Annotated in this window: 20 protein-coding genes and 2 pseudogenes; 10 read left to right on the top strand and 12 right to left on the bottom strand. The window is 63.7% G+C overall.

From position 1 onward, the window contains the following. Position 1: 1 nt before the first annotated feature. From moaD to uvrC, 3 genes are all read right to left on the bottom strand, one after another. A complete protein-coding gene (moaD, locus tag E8A46_RS14895) occupies positions 2-253 on the bottom strand; it encodes a molybdopterin converting factor subunit 1 (protein WP_291561907.1) in 252 nt (83 codons plus the stop codon). Beyond that, positions 250-867, bottom strand: coding sequence for a CDP-diacylglycerol--glycerol-3-phosphate 3-phosphatidyltransferase (gene pgsA / locus E8A46_RS14890; RefSeq protein WP_291561904.1), 618 nt, complete (start codon positions 865-867; stop codon positions 250-252). The genes moaD and pgsA overlap by 4 nt, the downstream gene beginning before the upstream one ends. Positions 868-958: 91 nt before the next feature. Continuing rightward, a complete protein-coding gene (gene uvrC, locus E8A46_RS14885) occupies positions 959-3,109 on the bottom strand; it encodes an excinuclease ABC subunit UvrC (protein WP_291561902.1) in 2,151 nt (716 codons plus the stop codon). Positions 3,110-3,370: 261 nt separating this feature from the next. Between uvrC and E8A46_RS14880 the strand changes: the two genes are divergently transcribed. Next, positions 3,371-3,994 (top strand): outer membrane protein, encoded by a 624-nt coding sequence (locus tag E8A46_RS14880; RefSeq protein ID WP_291561900.1) that lies wholly within the window; start codon positions 3,371-3,373, stop codon positions 3,992-3,994. Positions 3,995-4,188: 194 nt separating this feature from the next. Further along, positions 4,189-4,998, top strand: a complete 810-nt coding sequence (locus E8A46_RS14875; protein WP_291561898.1) for a class I SAM-dependent methyltransferase — start codon at positions 4,189-4,191, stop codon at positions 4,996-4,998. 70 nt (positions 4,999-5,068) lie between these two features. On the opposite strand, the gene E8A46_RS14870 is transcribed toward E8A46_RS14875, so the two are convergent. The 4 genes from E8A46_RS14870 to E8A46_RS14855 form a co-directional block, all read right to left on the bottom strand. After that, complete coding sequence (locus E8A46_RS14870; protein ID WP_291561896.1) at positions 5,069-5,284, bottom strand: cold-shock protein; 216 nt, start codon at positions 5,282-5,284, stop codon at positions 5,069-5,071. A gap of 260 nt (positions 5,285-5,544) precedes the next feature. Then, entirely contained in the window at positions 5,545-6,405 is an 861-nt protein-coding gene (rlmJ, locus tag E8A46_RS14865) for a 23S rRNA (adenine(2030)-N(6))-methyltransferase RlmJ (protein ID WP_291561894.1), read from the bottom strand. A gap of 229 nt (positions 6,406-6,634) precedes the next feature. Further along, entirely contained in the window at positions 6,635-7,360 is a 726-nt protein-coding gene (locus tag E8A46_RS14860; protein ID WP_291561893.1) for a ribonuclease T2, read from the bottom strand. A 140-nt stretch (positions 7,361-7,500) separates the two neighbouring features. Next, entirely contained in the window at positions 7,501-7,989 is a 489-nt protein-coding gene (locus tag E8A46_RS14855; protein WP_291561890.1) for a hypothetical protein, read from the bottom strand. A 166-nt stretch (positions 7,990-8,155) separates the two neighbouring features. Between E8A46_RS14855 and E8A46_RS14850 the strand changes: the two genes are divergently transcribed. Together E8A46_RS14850 and E8A46_RS14845 are read left to right on the top strand one after the other, a co-directional pair. Next, positions 8,156-8,446, top strand: a complete 291-nt coding sequence (locus E8A46_RS14850) for a hypothetical protein (protein ID WP_291561888.1) — start codon at positions 8,156-8,158, stop codon at positions 8,444-8,446. A 43-nt stretch (positions 8,447-8,489) separates the two neighbouring features. Next, on the top strand, positions 8,490-9,023 hold the full coding sequence (locus E8A46_RS14845; RefSeq protein WP_291561886.1) for a DUF3617 family protein: 534 nt from the start codon (positions 8,490-8,492) through the stop codon (positions 9,021-9,023). Positions 9,024-9,184: 161 nt separating this feature from the next. Here E8A46_RS14845 and E8A46_RS14840 read toward each other — a convergent pair whose 3' ends face one another. From E8A46_RS14840 to E8A46_RS14830, 3 genes are read right to left on the bottom strand one after another with little or no spacing between them, the layout of a single operon-like run. Further along, positions 9,185-10,573, bottom strand: a complete 1,389-nt coding sequence (locus E8A46_RS14840) for an ATP-binding protein (protein WP_291561884.1) — start codon at positions 10,571-10,573, stop codon at positions 9,185-9,187. Positions 10,574-10,619: 46 nt separating this feature from the next. Next, the gene (locus E8A46_RS14835; RefSeq protein ID WP_291561882.1) at positions 10,620-11,348 is read right to left on the bottom strand and encodes a response regulator transcription factor; all 729 of its coding nucleotides are present in this window, start codon (positions 11,346-11,348) and stop codon (positions 10,620-10,622) included. Continuing rightward, the gene (locus E8A46_RS14830) at positions 11,345-11,905 is read right to left on the bottom strand and encodes a MarR family transcriptional regulator (protein WP_291561880.1); all 561 of its coding nucleotides are present in this window, start codon (positions 11,903-11,905) and stop codon (positions 11,345-11,347) included. The genes E8A46_RS14835 and E8A46_RS14830 overlap by 4 nt, the downstream gene beginning before the upstream one ends. A gap of 384 nt (positions 11,906-12,289) precedes the next feature. Between E8A46_RS14830 and E8A46_RS14825 the strand changes: the two genes are divergently transcribed. From E8A46_RS14825 to E8A46_RS14805, 6 genes and pseudogenes are all read left to right on the top strand, one after another. Then, positions 12,290-13,369 carry a branched-chain amino acid aminotransferase gene (locus tag E8A46_RS14825; protein ID WP_291561964.1) on the top strand — a complete coding sequence of 360 codons (1,080 nt, stop codon included), beginning with the start codon at positions 12,290-12,292 and terminating at the stop codon, positions 13,367-13,369. Between the two features lie 229 nt (positions 13,370-13,598). Next, a pseudogene (locus tag E8A46_RS30455) lies at positions 13,599-14,357 on the top strand (HisS family protein); the annotation flags it as partial. A gap of 204 nt (positions 14,358-14,561) precedes the next feature. After that, positions 14,562-15,257 (top strand): annotated as a pseudogene (locus tag E8A46_RS30450) (ATP phosphoribosyltransferase regulatory subunit); the annotation flags it as partial. Between the two features lie 119 nt (positions 15,258-15,376). Next, on the top strand, positions 15,377-15,580 hold the full coding sequence (locus tag E8A46_RS14815; RefSeq protein ID WP_025590867.1) for a tautomerase family protein: 204 nt from the start codon (positions 15,377-15,379) through the stop codon (positions 15,578-15,580). Positions 15,581-15,757: 177 nt separating this feature from the next. Further along, positions 15,758-16,153 carry a thioesterase family protein gene (locus E8A46_RS14810; RefSeq protein WP_291561873.1) on the top strand — a complete coding sequence of 132 codons (396 nt, stop codon included), beginning with the start codon at positions 15,758-15,760 and terminating at the stop codon, positions 16,151-16,153. A gap of 376 nt (positions 16,154-16,529) precedes the next feature. Further along, positions 16,530-16,793, top strand: a complete 264-nt coding sequence (locus E8A46_RS14805) for a hypothetical protein (RefSeq protein WP_291561872.1) — start codon at positions 16,530-16,532, stop codon at positions 16,791-16,793. A 146-nt stretch (positions 16,794-16,939) separates the two neighbouring features. Here the strand turns inward: E8A46_RS14805 and proC are convergent, their stop codons facing one another. Continuing rightward, entirely contained in the window at positions 16,940-17,767 is an 828-nt protein-coding gene (proC, locus tag E8A46_RS14800; RefSeq protein ID WP_291561870.1) for a pyrroline-5-carboxylate reductase, read from the bottom strand. A 177-nt stretch (positions 17,768-17,944) separates the two neighbouring features. Then, the coding region (locus tag E8A46_RS14795; RefSeq protein ID WP_291561868.1) for a YbjN domain-containing protein at positions 17,945-18,271 on the bottom strand (327 nt) is incomplete at its 5' end.

Raw genomic sequence — 18,271 nt, 5'->3', positions numbered from 1 at the left:
ATTAGCCGCCGGTCATCGGCGGGAAGAAGGCGATCTCGCGGGCGCCGGCGATTGCCGCATCCGATTTGACGTGGGTGTGGTCGATCGCGGCGCGAATCACCCGCGGCGTCTCGAAGGCATAGGCATAGGTTTCACCGCGCTTGGCCAGCCACGCCATCAGGTCTTCGATGGTTCGAACGCCCGGCGGCGGCTCGACGGTTTCCTCCGCCTTGCCGATCCGTTCGCGCACCCAGGCGAAATATTTGACCTTCATGCCTCATCCTCCTTGATGAGGTGATGAATGCCGGCCCGGAAATAGTCCCAGCCGGTGTAGATCGTGAAGATCGCCGAGATCCACAGCAGCACGATGCCGATCAGGGTGGTCATGGGGATGATCTGCTCGCCGGCTTCGCCGGCGATCAGAAAGCCGATCGCGACCAGCTGAATGGTGGTCTTCCACTTCGCAAGCTTGGTCACGGGTACGCTGACCCGCAGGCCGGCAAGATATTCGCGCAGACCCGAGACCAGGATCTCGCGGCACAGGATCACAATGGCGGCCCACAGCGTCCAGCCATGGATGCTGTTGTCGGCTGCCAGCATCAACAGGCAGGACGCCACCAAAAGCTTGTCGGCGATCGGGTCGAGCATCCGGCCGAAGGCGGATTGCTGGTCCCAGATTCGCGCATAATAGCCGTCGAGATAGTCGGTCACGCCGGCGGCGATGAATACCGCCAGCGCCACCCAGCGCAGCCACATCGGACCGTCCAGGATGGATTCCCAGAACACGCAGCCGACCACCACCGGGATGGCGGCAATTCTGGCGTAGGTCAGGATATTCGGCAGGGACAGCGAGCTTTTCGCCGCCCCTCTTGTCGTTGCGATGTTCATTCCTCTTACCAATACCGCTGCAGCATGAAGGTCAACCGGGTGGCGCACATGATCTGGTGGAGGCGACGCCAGGGTGAGTCGAAACCTTCCTTTACCCCGGCCGGGCATGGAAAAACTCGAAAATCTTGCGTGCGCTTTCCGCGCTGACGCCTGGAACCTTGCCGAGATCGGCGATCGACGCCCGCTCGATCTCCTTCAGGGTTCCGAAATGGTGCAGCAAGGCACGTTTGCGTGAGGGGCCGATGCCGGGAATCTCCTGCAATCCGGCTTCGCGAATGTCCTTTTTGCGCAGCTTGCGGTGCGAGCCGATGACGAAGCGATGCGCCTCGTCGCGCAGCCGCTGGATGAAGTACAGCACCGGGTCGCGCGGCTCGAGCTTGATGGCCTCGCGCCCCGGCATGAACAGGGTCTCGCGGCCGGCGTCGCGGTCCGGCCCTTTTGCCACGGCCAGCAACGCGACCTGGCTCAATCCGAGCCCCTCGAAAATCTCCCGCGCCGCGTTGAGCTGGCCGCGGCCGCCATCGATAATGACGAGATCGGGCCATTGGGGAAACGAATCGTCGTCGGGCTGCGGCTTGGCGGCGTCGCCTTCCGCCGGGGGGGCCGTCAGCCGCTTGAAGCGCCGCTGCAGCACCTCGCGCATCATCGCATAATCGTCACCCGGCGTGAGCCCTTCGGACTTGATGTTGAACTTGCGATACTGGTTTTTGCTGAAGCCGTCGGGGCCGGCCACGATCATGGCGCCGACCGCGTTGCTGCCCTGAATGTGGCTGTTGTCGTAGACCTCGATCCGCTTCGGCGCATGCGATAGCCCGAGCGTGGTGACGAGCCCGGCCAGCAGCCGGCCTTGCGTCGCGGTATCGGCGAGCTTGCGCCCCAGCGCCTCCCGCGCGTTGGTCAGCGCGTGGGCGACCAGTTCCTTCTTTTCGCCGCGCCGCGGGGTGACGATTTCGACCTTGCCGCCGGCCTTGATCGACAGCGCATTGGCCATCAGCTCGCATTCCTCGATGGCATGCGAGAGCAGAATGAGCTTCGGCGGCGGCTTGTCGTCGTAAAACTGCGCGAGGAACGAGGCCAGCACTTCCTCGGGGGTGAACGATTTCTCCGCGCGCGGAAAATAGGCGCGGTTGCCCCAGTTCTGCCCGGTGCGAAAGAAGAACACCTCGACGCAGGAATAGCCGCCCTCCTGATGGATGGCGAACACGTCGGCTTCCTCGACCGTGCGCGGATTGATGCCCTGCTGCGACTGGATCGCCGACAGCGCGGCGAGGCGGTCGCGGTAGAGCGCGGCGGTTTCAAATTCGAGCTCGACGGAGGCCTTTTCCATCTCGCCCGCCAGTTCCTGCTTCACGGCCCGGCTGCGGCCGGACAGGAAATCCCGGGCTTCGCGCACGAGCTCGGTATAGCCGGGAAAATCGATCTCGCCGGTGCAAGGCCCCGAACAGCGACGGATTTGATAGAGCAGGCAGGGCCGCGTGCGGCTTTCGAAAAACGCGTCGGTGCAGGAACGCACCAGGAAGGCGCGCTGCAGCGCCGTGATGGTGCGATTGACCGCGCCGGCGGACGCGAACGGCCCGAAATACTGCCCGGGCCGGGTTTGGGCGCCGCGGTGCTTGAGGATCTGCGGCGCCCAGTGATCGCCCGTGATCAGAATATAGGGAAATGACTTGTCGTCGCGCAGCTGCACGTTGAAGCGCGGGCGCAATTGCTTGATCAGGTTGGCCTCGAGCAACAGAGCCTCGGTCTCGGTCGAGGTCGATATGATCTCGACCGAAACGGTTGCCGCGATCATGCGCAGGATGCGCGCCGGCTGCGGCGCGCTCACCCGGGCATAGGAGGAAAGCCGCTTTTTGACATTCTTCGCCTTGCCGACATAGAGCACGTCGCTGGCCGCATTCAGCATGCGATAGACGCCGGGCGAGGTCGGCGCCAGGCGCACCGCGTTTTCGATCGCGGCGTGGCCGACCGCGAGCCGGCCTTCGGCCAGCGGCTCGCCGCTTTCCTCGGCAACCTCCGGCAGCCGCGCCTCGTCGTCCTCCTCGGCATTGACCGTGGCGGGGTCGATATCATCGGCGGCCAGCCCGTCTCCAGCCAAGCCTTGTCCAGCCAAGCCTTGTCCAGCCAAGTCTGTTCCAGACAGGTCTTGCGGCGGCAAATCCGGCTGCAGGCGGGCCGGCTCGGAACCGGGCCGTGCCTTGCGGCGGCGTGACGCCTTCGGGTTGTCGGTAGAATCGTGATCCATCGTCCCAAACTTAAGCGCCGGCATCGCGCATCGCTAGCGCTGCCTCCCTGCCAGCAGCCGGCATGCGGCGGATCGCCTGCAACGCTTTCTTAACAATGCTGAGCGGGCGGTAACCGCCCTTAACAACCCTTTAACTTAAAAGTCTCGATAAATCTGATCAGTAAAGAGTGGAATTCCGTAACCATGCCGGTCCACGTCGCCGCGGGTCTTTGATGCCTGTGAAACGAACGATCATGGCAGTTGTGTTGGGGAGAGTGAGTGATGAGCAGGATCGTTTTGGGCGCCGTGGCGGTGATCGCCGCGGGTTGGACGGCGTCGGCGCAGGCAGCCGACCTTCCCTACGGATCGCGCGCGCCTTACACCGTCAACCAGCCGTTGAATGCCTATAGCTGGGCCGGTCCCTATCTCGGCGGCAATCTCGGCTATGCCTGGGGCTCCGTCGACAACAATCTGACCCAGCCATCGGGTCTCGTGGGTGGCGTGCAGGGCGGCTACAACTGGCAATCGGGTCCGTGGGTGTTCGGTATTGAAGGCGACCTCGATGCCACCGGCGCCTCGAATACATTCGCGCCGTGGAAGTTCTCCAATCCATGGTTCGGCACGGTGCGCGGCCGCGCCGGCTATGCGTTCAACAATGTCTTGTTCTACGGCACCGCGGGTTTGGCCTTCGGCGAATTGAAGGGTGAGACATTCGGGCTGTCGGAAACCCACACCAACGCCGGCTGGACCGCGGGCGTCGGCGCCGAATTCGGCCTTGCGACGAACTGGAGCGCCAAGGTCGAATATCTCTATGTCGATCTCGCCGACAGCACCTTCACCATCACCGGCCTGCCGAACGGCTACCGGTTTGGGACAGTTCGCGCCGGCGTGAATTATCACTTCTGAGAGCAACAAGAAAATATCCGGACACCAACTCCCGGCCGCATCGCGGCCGGGATTTTTTTGCCTCGTGCGGACGTGGTTTGGGCATGATCCCTCGGGTCGGGCCCGAGGGCAGGCTTTTCGGAAAGCCGGTATCCAGTCTCTGGATCATGCCCTAGAATTGAAGGATGCAGCCGGGACAGCCAAGTCTGACCGCGTTGGGCGCTGCCCGCTTGCGCGCGGCGCATCAGGTGCTGGACAGCGCCTCGATCCTCGTCGACCCGCTCGCCGCGCGTATTCTCGGCTCCGACAACGAGGCTTCGCTTGACCATGCGCGTGCGCATCCGTCGGGCCCGCGGCTGCGCTGGTTCATCGCGGCGCGCTCGCGCATTGCCGAGGACGCGTTGAACGTCGCGGTCGAAAACGGCGCGCGGCAGCTTGTCGTGCTCGGAGCCGGGCTTGATACGCTCGCCTATCGCATCGGTCTTGCTGGGCGCCTGCGGATCTTCGAGATCGATCATCCCGCCACGCAGGCGTGGAAGCGCGACAAGCTCAGCGCCGCCGCGATTGCGGTGCCCGATACGCTTGCCTTCGTACCCGTTGATTTCGAACGGCAGACATTGGCTGACGCGCTTGGCGCTGCAGGCTTCGATCGTGACGCGCGAACCTTCTTCAGCTGGCTTGGCGTCGTGCCCTATCTCACCGAACAAGCCGTCTTATCGACGCTTGCGCTGATTGCCGGGCTGCCCGGCGGCGGCGAAGTGGTGTTCGACTACGTCAACCCGCCGGCCTCGATCGCGCCGGCCGGTCGCATGGCGCACCAGGCGCTTGCCGAACGGGTCGCAGCCCTTGGCGAGCGGATCCAGTGCTATTTCGATACCGAGCGGCTGCGCGCCGAACTGAGCGCGATCGGCTTTGGTCACGTCGATGATATCGGGCCGGAGCGCCTGGCCGCGCGCTTCTTCCCGGAAGCCGAACGATCGGCGCCCGCCAGGGGTGGCCACATCATGCACGCCGCGACCGTCTGAGCCGCAACGCCGGCCCAGGGCCTTGATTTCCCACGCAGGAATTCATTCCGTTTCGCCGTGTGCCTTGAGCTCACGAGGAAATCACGAGGTTGACCGCCTTGGGGCCTTTGCCCTTCTTGTCCGGTTCGACCTCGAATGTGATGCGCTGTCCTTCGGTCAGATCCTTCAAGCCGGCCTGCTCGACCGCCGTGATGTGGACGAATACATCGCGACCGCCGTCATCCGGCTTGATGAAGCCATAGCCACGTTCTCCGTTGAAGAACTTGACCGTTCCAGTCATGGCCATCGGGAAACTCCTCCCCCGCATTGCTCCGCCGCTACGCCCCCCGCGTATCGGCCGACCGGACATTCGCTGCCGGAAACCTTGGCCATCCGGGCGGATCGGGCGATGAGCTGCGATCCGCCTTTAAAATATCTGAGGCCTTGTCACTCCGCCGCTACCATTTGCGGAAGCGGAACGTAAAGCCGATCAATGGGCCCAAGCTTAATACGGTTTCCGGCACATTGCCTATTGGACTTTTCACGGCGCACCGCGCGGGACCGGGCCTAAGGCTTGGGCGTCTCGAGCCTGAACCGGCCGGCGCCGCCCTGGCCGAGCGGCTTTTCGAGTTCGGGAAGGATCGCCTTGAGTTCGCCCATCAGCTTCCACGGTGGATTGACGATCAGGAGCCCTGCCGAGACCAGGCCGGCCTCGGCGGCCCGCGGCGCGACGCTGAACTCCAGTCGCAGGCACGTCCCCGGCGGCGTGCCGGCCGCAACTGCCTGCGCGACCTGCCGCGCCAGGTCGTCCGTGGCGCGCCGGCTCTTGACCGGGTACCACATGAGGTAGCTGCCGGTCGGCCATTTCGCGAAGGCTTCCGCAAAGCCCGAGGCCAGGCGCCCAAACTCGTCCTTTTTTTCGAACGGCGGATCGATCAGGACCAGGCCGCGCCGCTCCTTCGGGGGCACGAAGGCGGGCAACGCCGTCCAGCCATCGAGGTCGACCACGCGGGCCTGGGTGTCGCGGCGCAGCGCCTCGATCAGCCGTTTGCGCGCTTTCGGCTCGACCTCGCAGGCGGTCAGGCGATCCTGTGGCCGCAGCAACGCCCGCGCGATCAGCGGCGATCCCGGATAGGTCTTGAGCGGGCTTTCCGGATTGAAGGCCCTGACGATGTCGAGATAGGGCTGTAGCAGCGGCAGCGCGGTTTCCGAGAATCGCGCCTGCATGATGCGCGCAATGCCCGTCAGCCATTCGCCGCCACGGCGCGCCTCCTCGCCGGTGAGATCGTAGACCCCGGCGCCGGCATGGGTGTCGATGACGCGAAACGCGGCCTGCTTGTCCTGCAGATAGGTGAGCATGCGCACCAGCACGATGTGCTTGATGACATCGGCGAAGCCGCCGGCATGAAAGGCGTGACGATAGTTCATGCCGCCAGCAGTACGCCACGGTGGGCTAATGAGCAAAGAGGCGTTGGTTTACGTGTCCCGGACGCGGTGCAGCGTTCTTTACGCTGCTCCGCGGAGCCGGGACCCACACGTTTGGCGGCGGGGCAGGGCCCCCGGACCAGCAGCGCACCACGCCGAAAGACATAGCGCGTCGAAGACGCGCGTGAACGCGCTGATGACGCTGCGCAGCATCCGGGGAACGTACTGCTGCTTACCCGCCGCGGACGGGCGGCATCACCACCTGCTCACGTCGGCAGCCGCGGCGATCGATCTCTTCGCAGGCGCGGAACTGGAGATCCTTGCTCATGCAGATGCGCACTTCGCTGAGCCGTGTCCGGTTGCAGGTGACCGCAATCGCGGCGTCAGACAGGCCGGGATTGGCCTTGATGAAGGCGTCCTCGATTTCCGACGGCGCGACGGTCTTCGGATCGGAAAGTTCAAGAAATTCGGGGGGAATCTTCACCGCGGAGCGCGCCTTGCGGATGGTCTCGAAATAGGCCCGCGGCGACAGCCCCGAGCAGGTGCCGTGCTTGTCCCACTCGTTGAAGATCAGCCCGGGCGCTGGCATCAGATCCAGCATCGACGACATGATGTTGCGATCGAGCCGCGGGGAGGGCCGCTCGCAATAATCGGGAAAGCCATGTTCGTATTGCGGCCACAGGCCATGGACCACGAAGGAAAATGGCCGTGCCCCGCATTGGGCTTGTGAACGCCCGCTGCTGCCGCGCTCCGAGGCCTCCTCGCAGAAGGAGGGCGACCACGACAGCGACAGCACGTAGAAATCGAACTCACCGGGCGTGTTCTGCCGGCGATCCTGCGCCGAAGCGGTTCCGACCCAGGAGAAGGAGACCCCGGCGATGCCGATCAGCGCCACGAAGATGAACCGGCTGAAGCCGACGGGAATCCGCGCCATCCAACCCGACTGAAAACCAAACATGGTGATGCCCTCATGCCAGACGATGCCGGAAGCCTAGCAGTTGGCCGGAACATTTCAAGAACAAAAGTGGAAATAAGGTGAACCGGTAGAAGCACCGGGGTCAAGACCTAGAAAAAGTTGGGGAGAAACCCGCCCTGGAATCAGGGCTGTGCGGCCCTGCAGCCGGGATTATAGGCCCAGTTGCGATCAAGCCCGGTCACGCACCATTCGACGCCTTCATTGTAGCCGGCAAAACCGCCATCCTCGATGATCGAGTAATGGACGGCGCGCAGCTTGCCGTCGCTCAGCATCACGTCGCCGCTGCAGTAGCGGCGCGGAATATTGTCCGATTGCCATGGCCGGTAGGCGGTCTCGTGGATCCGGCCATAGGCTGTGATCTGCAGCGACGAATTCCAGAAGGTGCTCTCTTTTTCCTGGAACTGCGAGGTGATCGTCCCCAGCGCGGCCTCACAAGACTTGATCCGCCCCTCATATTTCGGACCGGACAGCCAGAAATTCAGCTCCAGCGGATTGGCTGCTTCGGCCGCCTGGCCGAACGCCAACAGGCCGAGCAGGGCGCCCAGCGCCGCGCCAAAGCCTGTTTTCCGAGAAAGCCAGGTTTTCGGAGAGAATGTGAAGAAGTCGTGCATGGACGGTCCGCCGGATGATCGAACGAACGAACCGTGCCGCGCCGCGCGCACGAGGTCAAGTGCAACGCGGCAACACCTGCCAAGAAGTCCGCAGCAAACCCTTTGCCGTTCTTTTCATGGCCACCGAGGCGCTCTAAGGTAGTCCCCAAGAAAAACGGAGTCTGCGATGCGAATCATTGGGGCCGCGAGCCTGGTTACCGTCTGCGCAATGCTGGCGTCCGCGCCGGCGCTGGCCGATTGGGTGCCACCCTTCAAGGGCAACGATACCGGCGGCATTATCGCCTATGAGATGGCGACGACGACGGATGCCCGCCAGATCGCGGTCGATCACTGCGCCAAATACGGCAAGGTGGTGAAATTCCTGGCCGTGGACCCGCAATATGGCGGCTACGTTTCCTTTGCCTGCCGCTGGGTGCCCTACGGCGCCGACCAGCAGCCGCTACGCACCAAATACTGAATCCAATTAATCCGTCTTCGGCATTTCACCGGGAGTGCGGAGCATGACGCGACAGCTTCTTTCAATTTGCCTGGGGCCCTGTCTGCTGGCGTTGTTGCCGGCGCTCGACGCCGGCGCGGTGGAAATGCCGCTTCGCAAGGCGGGTCTGTGGGAAATGAAGATGGTACGGACCGGCTCGCCGCTGCCCGAAATGACGATGCAGCACTGCACCGACGAGACCACCGACAAGGAGATGGCTACCTCGTTCTCGCCGATGTCGAAGGAAGTTTGCTCCAAGCGCGATATCCAGCGGACCGCGACCGGCTATGTCACCGATTCCGAGTGCAGCGTGGCGGGCATGTCGATGACCTCGCATGCGGAGATATCCGGCGATTTCAATTCCGCCTACACCATCAAGACCACCGCGCACAGCGAACATGGCCCCGCCGGCGTGCCGCGCGACACCACCATGACGGTCGAGGCGAAGTGGCTGGGGGCCTGCAAGCCCGACCAGAAACCGGGCGACATCGTGATGCCCGGCGGCTTCAAGCTCAACATCAAGGACGCCGAAAAGCTCAAGGGCCTGGTGCCGAAGTAGCGGCTCCCATTATTCCCTCCCCCCTTGCGGGGGAGGGTTAGGGAGAGGGGTAAGCCGCAAGCTCGGTGCTCGTGGTTACCCCCCTCTCCAACTCTCCCCCGCAAGGGGGGAGAGGGCACAGCGCGCCGTACTGCAGCAGCGCTACCCACCACAATTGTCGCTCACACCGGGATCCGCACCGCGGCGCGAAGCCCGCCCATCGGGCTGTCGCCAAGCGTGATGTCGCCGCCATGCGAGCGGGCGATGTCGCGGGCGATCGCCAGACCGAGGCCGGTGCCGCCCTCATCCTGGTTGCGGGCGTCATCGAGCCGCAGGAACGGCTTGAACACTTCCTCGCGCATGGTCTGCGGAATGCCCGGCCCGTCGTCGTCGACGGTGATCGTCAGATAGCGGTGATCGCGATAACCGGTGATTGAAATCGTGTTGGCGTGCCGTGCCGCATTCGACACGAGATTGGCAAGGCAGCGCTTGAACGCCGCCGGCTTCACCGTCACCACCGGCAGGCCGTGAAACGCCACGGTGGCGATGTGGCCGTTGCGCTCGGCATCGCCGCGCAACTCCTCCAGCGCCAGAGTCATGTCGGTCGGCTGCGCCTGCTCGCCGCTGTCGCCGCGCGCGAAGGCGAGATAATCCTCCAGCATGCCGGCCATCTCGTCGACATCCTTGCGCATGCCGTCGACCTCGGGACTGTCGCCGATCAACTCCAGTTCGAGCTTGAAGCGGGTCAGGATGGTGCGCAGATCGTGGCTGACGCCGGCCAGCATCGCGGTGCGCTGCTCGATCGAGCGCTCGATGCGCCCCTTCATCTCCAGGAAGGCGTGCGCGGCGCGGCGCACTTCGCGCGCCCCGCGGGGCCGGAAGTGGGGCGCCTCGCGGCCCTTGCCGAAGCTCTCGGCGGCATCCGCAAGCCGCAGGATCGGCTTGATCTGGTTGCGCAGGAACAGCACCGCGACAATCAGCAGGATCGACGAGGTGCCGACCATCCAGAACAGGAAGATCTCCGAATTCGAGGCATAGGCCGCGCTGCGCTGGGCGAAGATGCGCATTACCGCGTCGTCGAGCTGAATGCGGATTTCGACCAGGTTGGAGCGGCCGACGGTATCGATCCAGAACGGCTTTGCGATTTGCCGGCCCAACTGGACCGAGAGCGTCTGGTCGAGCAGCGAGAAGAACGGCTTCGGGCCGGGCGGCGGCATGTCGCCGACCGGGAGGAAATCCACCACCAGCCCCAGCCGCTGCTGGGCGATGCGCCGCAACTGCGCGCGGTCCTTGTCCTGCGGATAGCCCTTGTAGACGTCGATCAAGGCGGCGATATCCTGCACCACCGCCGCGGACAGATGCCGCGTGACCGTATTCCAGTGCCGCTCCATGAACACGAACGCCACCACCGATTGCAGCACCACCATCGGCACGATCATGATCAGCAGCGCGCGGGCGTAAAGCCCGGTCGGCATCCAGCTCTTGAACGCGTTGCCCATCCAGCCATTGGCCGCGGAGACACGGCCGGCGGCGGTGCGGATCAGCGTGAGGCCGGTGTCGAGCGTGCTCATTGGGCAGGATTCACAACATTGATCCGACAGGATTCACTGGAACCGCTCAAGGTGATGCGACCAGGCGATAGCCGATACCGCGCACCGCCTGCAGGAACAGCGGATTGGCGGGGTCGCGCTCGATCTTGCGCCGCAGGCGGTTGATCTGGACGTCGACCGCGCGTTCGTTGACGGTGCCGTCGCCGGTCAGCGCGCTGCGCGGCACGGTCTCGCCCCGCGCCAAAGCGAGAATGCGCAGCATGTCGCGCTCGCGGTCGGTAAGATGGATGGTCTCGTCGCCTTGGCGAAGCTCGCCGCGATCCAGATGATAGACGTAGGGCCCGAACGCGATCTGCTCCAGCGTCTCCACCGGCGGCGGCGCGGTGCGCTTGAGGATATTGCCGATCCGCAACACCAGCTCGCGCGGTTCGAACGGCTTGGCGACATAATCGTCGGCGCCGATCTGCAGGCCCTCGATCCGGCTTTCGGCCTCGTGGCGCGCCGTCAGCATCACGATCGGTACCGATGACGAGGTGCGAATGAACCGGGCCAGATCGAAGCCGGTTTCGCCGGGCATCATCACGTCGAGGATCAACAGGTCGAAATGCAGGCCGAGCAGCTTGGCGCGGGCATCCTTGGCGCTCATCGCGGTGGTGACGCGGTAGCCCTCGCCGCAAAGAAAACGCGACAGCAGATCGCGGATGCGGCGGTCGTCATCGACCAGCAGCAGATGCGGGGCGTCGTCGGCCGGTCGCGGCGGCGTTCGTGCGACGGTTGTTGCCAGAGCCACCATCATTCTTTTGCCTTTGCGGTCGGATTGCCGGCTCCAAAAATGGCCTCCAGCACCTTGTCGGGATCGTCGCGATCGATCATCGCGCGCAGGAACTGACGGACCGCATCCGCGCCAGACGGGCCGATGTCGCGCAACGCGCGGTTGAGCCGGTCGGTCTGCAGACCTGCGAGCTTCGCCACCAGCGCCTCGCCCTTGGCGGTGGCGAAAAGAAGGCGCTGCCGGCGGTCGTTATTGCCGGCCTTCTGCACGATATAGCCTTCGTCGAGCAGTTGCTTGAGCACCCGACCCAGCGATTGCTTGGTGATCCGCAGCACGTCGAGCAGATCGGCCACCTTCAGCCCGGGGTAGCGATAGACGAAATGCAGCACGCGGTGATGCGCCCGCCCGAAGCCGAAGGCCTCGAGCTCATGGTCGGCATCGCCGACGAAATCCCGGTAGGCGAAGAACAAGAGCTCGATGATGTCCCAGCGCAAACCGGCCGGCGCCGTGGCCGAAGAACGCCCCTCGTTCGCCCTCGAATCAGGGGCGCCGGATGGGTTTGAGAAATTTAAGTCAGCCATATTGACATATCTTGGGTTCAATGTTACAAAACAGCCAGCCACCGCGAAATATTAAGTCGTTTCGATCGTGGCGATGTTCAAGGCCCAGAGGTAGCGGCGAGAAGCCGCGAATTTGTTGACCGTACGATTGTCGAGCGGCATTTCGGCAAACATACTGGACTTCCGCGTCCCACAAAAGCATGTCCTAACGGCCGTGCCGGCGTGGACACCGGCTGCAAGGCCGGTCGCACACGGGGGCCAGGCGTAACAACAGCGCCAAGGCGCAAGGCGCGTGGGGTAGCGCGTCGATCCGGGAGAGAGCCCATGGCAGTTTCGTTCGAACAGGCGCGGCGGGACAGGCCGGCTCCGGAAATCGCGCCGGTTCCGGCGTCGGGAAACAAGGGGGTGGGTTTGCCATTCGAAATCCACCCTGCGGCCAATCCGGCGTCCGAGAAGGAGCGCGCGGCAAGGCTGGTGGATCCGGGCTTCGGGCGGATTTTCACCGATCACATGGCTGTGGTCCGCTACAATCAAGCGAAGGGCTGGCATGGCGCGCGCGTCGAGTCCCGCGCCAATTTCCCGCTCGATCCGGCCACCGCCGTCCTGCACTACGCGCAGGAGATTTTCGAAGGCCTCAAGGCCTACAAGCGCGACGACGGCGGCGTGAACCTGTTTCGTCCCGACGCCAATGCCCGGCGCTTCCACAATTCGGCTGAGCGCATGGCGATGGCGCCGCTGCCCGAGCCCGTGTTCATCGAAGCGGTCGAGCAGCTGGTGCGCGTCGATCGCGCCTGGGTGCCGGGCGGCGAGGGCAGTCTTTACCTCCGCCCCTTCATGATCGCGAGCGAGGTGTTCCTCGGCGTCAAGCCTTCGGCGGAATACATCTTCGCCGTCATCGCCTCGCCGGTCGGCTCCTATTTCAAGGGCGGACCTGCGCCGGTGTCGATCTGGGTGTCGGAGAACTACACGCGCGCGGCGATCGGCGGCACCGGCGCCGTCAAATGCGGTGGTAACTACGCCGCCAGCCTGCGCGCGCAGGCCGAGGCCATCGATCACGGCTGCGATCAGGTGGTTTTCCTCGATGCAATCGAGCGCCGCTATATCGAGGAACTCGGCGGCATGAATGTCTTCTTCGTGTTCGACGACGGTTCGCTCGCGACGCCGCCGCTCGGCACCATCCTGCCGGGCATCACCCGCGATTCGATCCTCGCGCTGGCAAAGGATTCCGGCACGCGCGTGCGCGAGGAGGCCTACACGATCGACCAGTGGCGCACCGATGCCGCCAGCGGAAAGCTGAAGGAGGCCTTCGCCTGCGGCACCGCGGCGGTGATCTCGCCGATCGGCAAGGTGTGTTCGGCAAGCGGCGATTTTCTCATCAGCGGCGGCGCGGCCGGCCCCGTCGCCATGGGGCTGCGCAAGAAGCTGATCGACATCCAGTACGGCCGGGCAGCCGACCCGCATAACTGGATCAGAAAGGTGCTGTGACCGGCGGTGGAATTTCTTCTCCCTCGCCCCGCTTGCGGGGCCGAGACGAGCGAAGCTCGCTCTTAGGGGTCGGGGTGAGGGGGACTCTCCACGCATTCGGACTCACGGATGGTCCCCCTCACCCGAAATTCGGGCATTGCCCGAATTTCGACCTCTCCCCGCAAGCGGGGGGAGGTTAGGCAGTAACCCCGGTTGCCGCATCGCGCCGGCGCTGATACCAACGCCGCCGATGGCCGATAAACCCAAAAAAACCCAAAAACTCAAAGCCCGCCTGCCGCGCGGGCTGGCCGATCGCGGCCCCGCCGAGATCGCGGCGACCCGCGCCATGGTCGAGAAAATCCGCGAAGTCTATGAGCGCTACGGTTTTGAGCCGGTGGAAACCCCGGCGATGGAATACACCGACGCGCTCGGCAAATTCCTGCCCGATCAGGACCGGCCCAACGAGGGCGTGTTCTCGTTCCAGGACGACGACGAGCAGTGGATCTCGCTGCGCTACGACCTGACCGCGCCGCTGGCGCGCTACGTGGCGGAGAGATACGGAACAGAAAACATCGTTTTGCCCTACCGCAGCTACCGGTTCGGTTACGTCTATCGCAATGAAAAACCGGGCCCCGGCCGCTTCCGCCAGTTCATGCAGTTCGACGCCGATACCGTGGGCACGGCATCCGGCGGCCAGTCCGCCGCTGCCGCCGACGCCGAGATGTGCATGATGGCGGCGGACACCATGGAAGCGCTCGGCATCCCGCGCGGCAGTTATCGCGTCAAAGTGAACAATCGCAAAATTCTTGACGGATTGATGGAGAGTATCGGGCTTGGTGGAGACAGCCACGCAAAACGTAGGCTCACCGTGTTCAGGGCGATCGACAAGCTCGATCGATTGGGCGTGCCCGGAGTACGACAGCTACTAGGCCCTGGTAGGTGGGATGGCGGTGAACCGGAAAAGGGGGATTTCACCGAAGGTGCCGGTCTAGCTGACAGTGACATCGTAAAGGTGCTCAATATCATTGGTGGAGCAGCCGAAGCGTGGATATCGCCAAAGCCCGATTCTTCCCCGCCAACAGATGACGAAACTTATATTTCGGGAGAGTTGCTATTCGCAAACAAGGGCCCAGAGTACGATAAAGGGCGAGGCGAACAATTTTATCCGGACCAAGATAAGCTGCTCAATATGTTGTTCGATAGCGTCCGCGATTCTAAGGTTGGAGTGGAAGGCGTTGCGGAGCTTAGAACTCTGCTGGACCTTTGCCGAGCCTGTGGATACGGATCGAAAAGGATCGAGATCTCTTCGTCTGTTGTTCGCGGCCTCGAATACTACACTGGGCCTGTTTACGAAGTGGAGGTGTCTGCGATCGACGACAACAATCGCCCGATATCATTCGGCTCGGTTGGTGGTGGCGGGCGTTATGATGGCCTGGTGTCGCGCTTTCGCGGGGAGCCCGTTCCCGCGACAGGTTTTTCGATCGGCGTGTCGCGGCTGCAGGCCCTCCTCAAGACTATCGGGATGCTCGACACAAAACCTGAATTCGGCCCCGTCGTGGTCACCGTGTTCGACCGCGACCGCGTCGCCGATTATCAGAAGATGGTCGCCGTGTTGCGCGCGGCAAAAATCCGCGCCGAACTCTATCTCGGCAATCCCAAGAACATGGGCAACCAGCTCAAATATGCCGACCGGCGCAACTCGCCTTGCGTGATCATTCAGGGCAGTGACGAGAAGGCGCGCGGCGAGGTTCAGATCAAGGATCTGATCGAGGGCGCCAGGGCTGCGGCCGCGATTGCCTCCAACCAGGAGTGGCGCGAGAGCCGGCCCGCGCAGTTTTCGTGCAAGGAGGACGAGCTTGTCGCCAGGGTGCGTGAAGTGCTGGCGCGGCATGAGGTGAAATGGGGTTAGCCCATCCAAGCCGTCATGCCCGGCCTTGTGCCGGGCATCCACGTCTTGTTTGATAGGAAGATCGTGGATGGCCGGGACAAGCCCGGCCATGACGAAAAGAAGAAGAATAGGAGACAAGAATGCCTGAAATTACCGTCAGCATGGCCGCGGGCCGCACCGACGAACAGAAGGCCGGCATGATGCGCGACATCACCCAGGCGCTGGTGAAGAATCTCGGCGTCGATGCCGACGCGGTGGTAATCCAGATCAACGAAGCCCCGCTGGCCCACAAGATGAAAGGCGGCAAGACTTTTGTTGAGCGCGCCGCGGCGGCGAAGAAGTAAGGCGTCGGCCAACCCCCTAGCATTGTCATTCCGGGATGGTCCGAAGGACCAGACCCGGAATCTCGAGATTCCGGGTTCGCGCCATCCAAGTCGGCTATTGCCGACTTGGACATTGAAATTGCCGAACTCGCGTAAACCCGAGTTCGGTGCGCGCCCCGGAATGACGGATTGAATCCCATGGATGCACGCGACGTCATCAAGATCGGCATGAGCGCCGAGCGCAGGCTGGTGGTGCCGCCGGAGCGCACGGTCGGGCATTTCGTTCCTGATATGCCGATGGTCTATGCGACGCCGATGATGATCCTGGAGATGGAGCTCGCCTCCGCCGACGCGATCAAGTCGTGTCTCGAACCGGGCTGGATCACGGTCGGCACCGAGGTCGATATCAGGCATCTCGCCGCCACCCCGGTCGGCGCCTTGGTGCGCACCACGGCGCGGGTGATCGCGGTGGAACGCCGGATCATCCGCTTCGAAGTTGAAGCCTTCGACGACAAGCGCCGCATCGGCGAGGGCCGCCATGCCCGTGGCCTCGTCAATGTCGAGGCGTTCACCAAGCGGCTGGGGGCGGGCTGAAGCCGCCACAACCACGGACCTCATCCCAGCGTAACGGCTTCGCCGTTATCGCTGGAGGAGTGCGCACTTGCGCGTGTCTCGAAGGATGGAGATACGCCGTGGCCCATCCTTCGAGACCCGGCCAAGGGCCGCTCTTCAGGATGAGGACCGGTGATTTACTTCGCCAGTTCTTTCGATCGCTTGGTCGCGACCGCAACGGTGCGCGTCAGCAGCGACGCCCGATTGGCTGTCAAGACTTCGTGAAATGTGGGATGGACCACACGCACTCCGGGCGCGCCACGTCATGGTGGCAGCGTTTGATGAGGCGCATTGTCTCATCATGACACACGCAAAGCGAGGCAGTTGCCTCAACCTATGTCAACCAACGGAGGCGAGCATGCGGAAGACAGCAATTACTATTTTCGGCGCGCTGCTGATTTCTGGATTGGCAGTGCAAGTGGCCGCGGCGTCCGAGCATCACGGGCGCAAGGCGTACGACCGAGGCTATGATCGGTCCGATCTTCGCCGAGCCTATAATCAGGTGCTTGGGCCGATCGATACCGCTCCACGAATGCTGGACACCAACGGCTTTGGCTTTGGTGGAAGGGATCCGTCCTGGGTAGGCGGCAAAGATCCGTCGCTCAACCCCTCTGGAAGCTAGTTTTCTGATGAGACTTCCGGGATAATCCCGGAAGCCGCCATCAAGCTGGTTTTGCAGAGGTCGATTTTTCTACTGCTTAAGGTGCAATGCTGCCCACCCTCAAGACGGCGGGTGGCATTGCACCCCTGCTGCGGGCCTGACGTGACTTACTTCGCCAGTTCCTTCGATCGCTTGGTCGCGGCCGCAACGGCGCGGGTCAGCAGCGACTGCATTCCGTCGGGGCCCATCAGCACTTGCAGCGCCGCCGCCGTGGTGCCGCCGGGCGAGGTGACGTTGTGGCGCAGCGTCGCGGAAGACAGTTCAGAGCGATGCAATAATTCGCCCGAGCCGGCGACGGTTTCGCGCGCCAGTTTGGTGGCGAGCGCTTCAGGGAGCCCGGCTGCGACTCCGGCGCGTGCCAGTTCTTCGGCCAACAGAAACACATAGGCCGGGCCGGAGCCGGAGACCGCGGTCACTGCGTCGATCAAGCCCTCGTCCTCGACCCACTCGACCGAGCCAGTGGCGCGCAACAGGCTATCGGCGACCGCGCGCTGCGCGGCGCCGACATTGTTCGCCGCCACCGCCACAGTGATGCCGCGGCCGATCGCGGCCGGCGTATTGGGCATCGCGCGCACCACGTTTCCCCCGCAGACCTCGGCAATCCCCGCGATCGTGGTCCCCGCCATGATCGACACGACAAGCGTGGTCGGTCCGGCGAACGGTTTCAGGCTCGGTGCGGCCTCGCGGAAGGCCTGCGGCTTCAGCGCCACCACGAGGGCTGCGATCTGGCCGACATCGTTGGGTGGCGGATTGAGGCGCACGCCTTTGGCCACGAGTGCGCGGATCTCGTCGGTGGCATGCGGCTCGATCACCACGACGCTGTTTGCGTCGAGGCCCTGCGCCAGCCAGCCCGACAGCATCGCGCCGCCCATCTTCCCCGCGCCGGCGAGGACGACGGTGCCCTGGATATGTGTGAGCGGTTGAGCGGCGTTCATTGTGACATCCCGGAACGGTATCTTCCCGACAACATATTCGTCATGGCCGGGCTTGTCCCGGCCATCCACGTCTTTCTTTGGTTATTTGAGGCAAAGACGTGGATGCCCGGATCAAGTCCGGGCATGACGTGGATAAATGCGTTGTCGTTCCCTCTGACGTTTTGGCTGCGCAGCGCCTTACGCCTCGCCTTCGGTGTCGAACATCGCCGCGCTCATGGCCTCGGCCGCCGATTTGCCGGCCCAGACCACGAACTGGAATGCCGGATAATAGCGTTCGCAGGCGTGGATGGCGCTGACCAGCATGGTCTCGCATTGCGCGGTCGAGGCGGTGAGCCCGCCCGGCAGCACCAGCGCCTGGCGGTACATGATCATGCCGGTGTGGGTCCAGATATCGAAATGCCCGACCCATAATTGCTCGTTGATGGCCGCGATCAGCCGCTGCACCTCGGCGCGGCGGGCTAAAGGAATCTTCATGTCGAAGGCGCAGGCCAGATGCAGCGCCTC

Source organism: Bradyrhizobium sp., assembly GCF_004799445.1.
Taxonomy (GTDB): domain Bacteria; phylum Pseudomonadota; class Alphaproteobacteria; order Rhizobiales; family Xanthobacteraceae; genus Bradyrhizobium.
The sequence above is the reverse complement of the archived record's forward strand: the minus strand, read 5'-3'. Positions and strand labels throughout refer to the sequence as shown.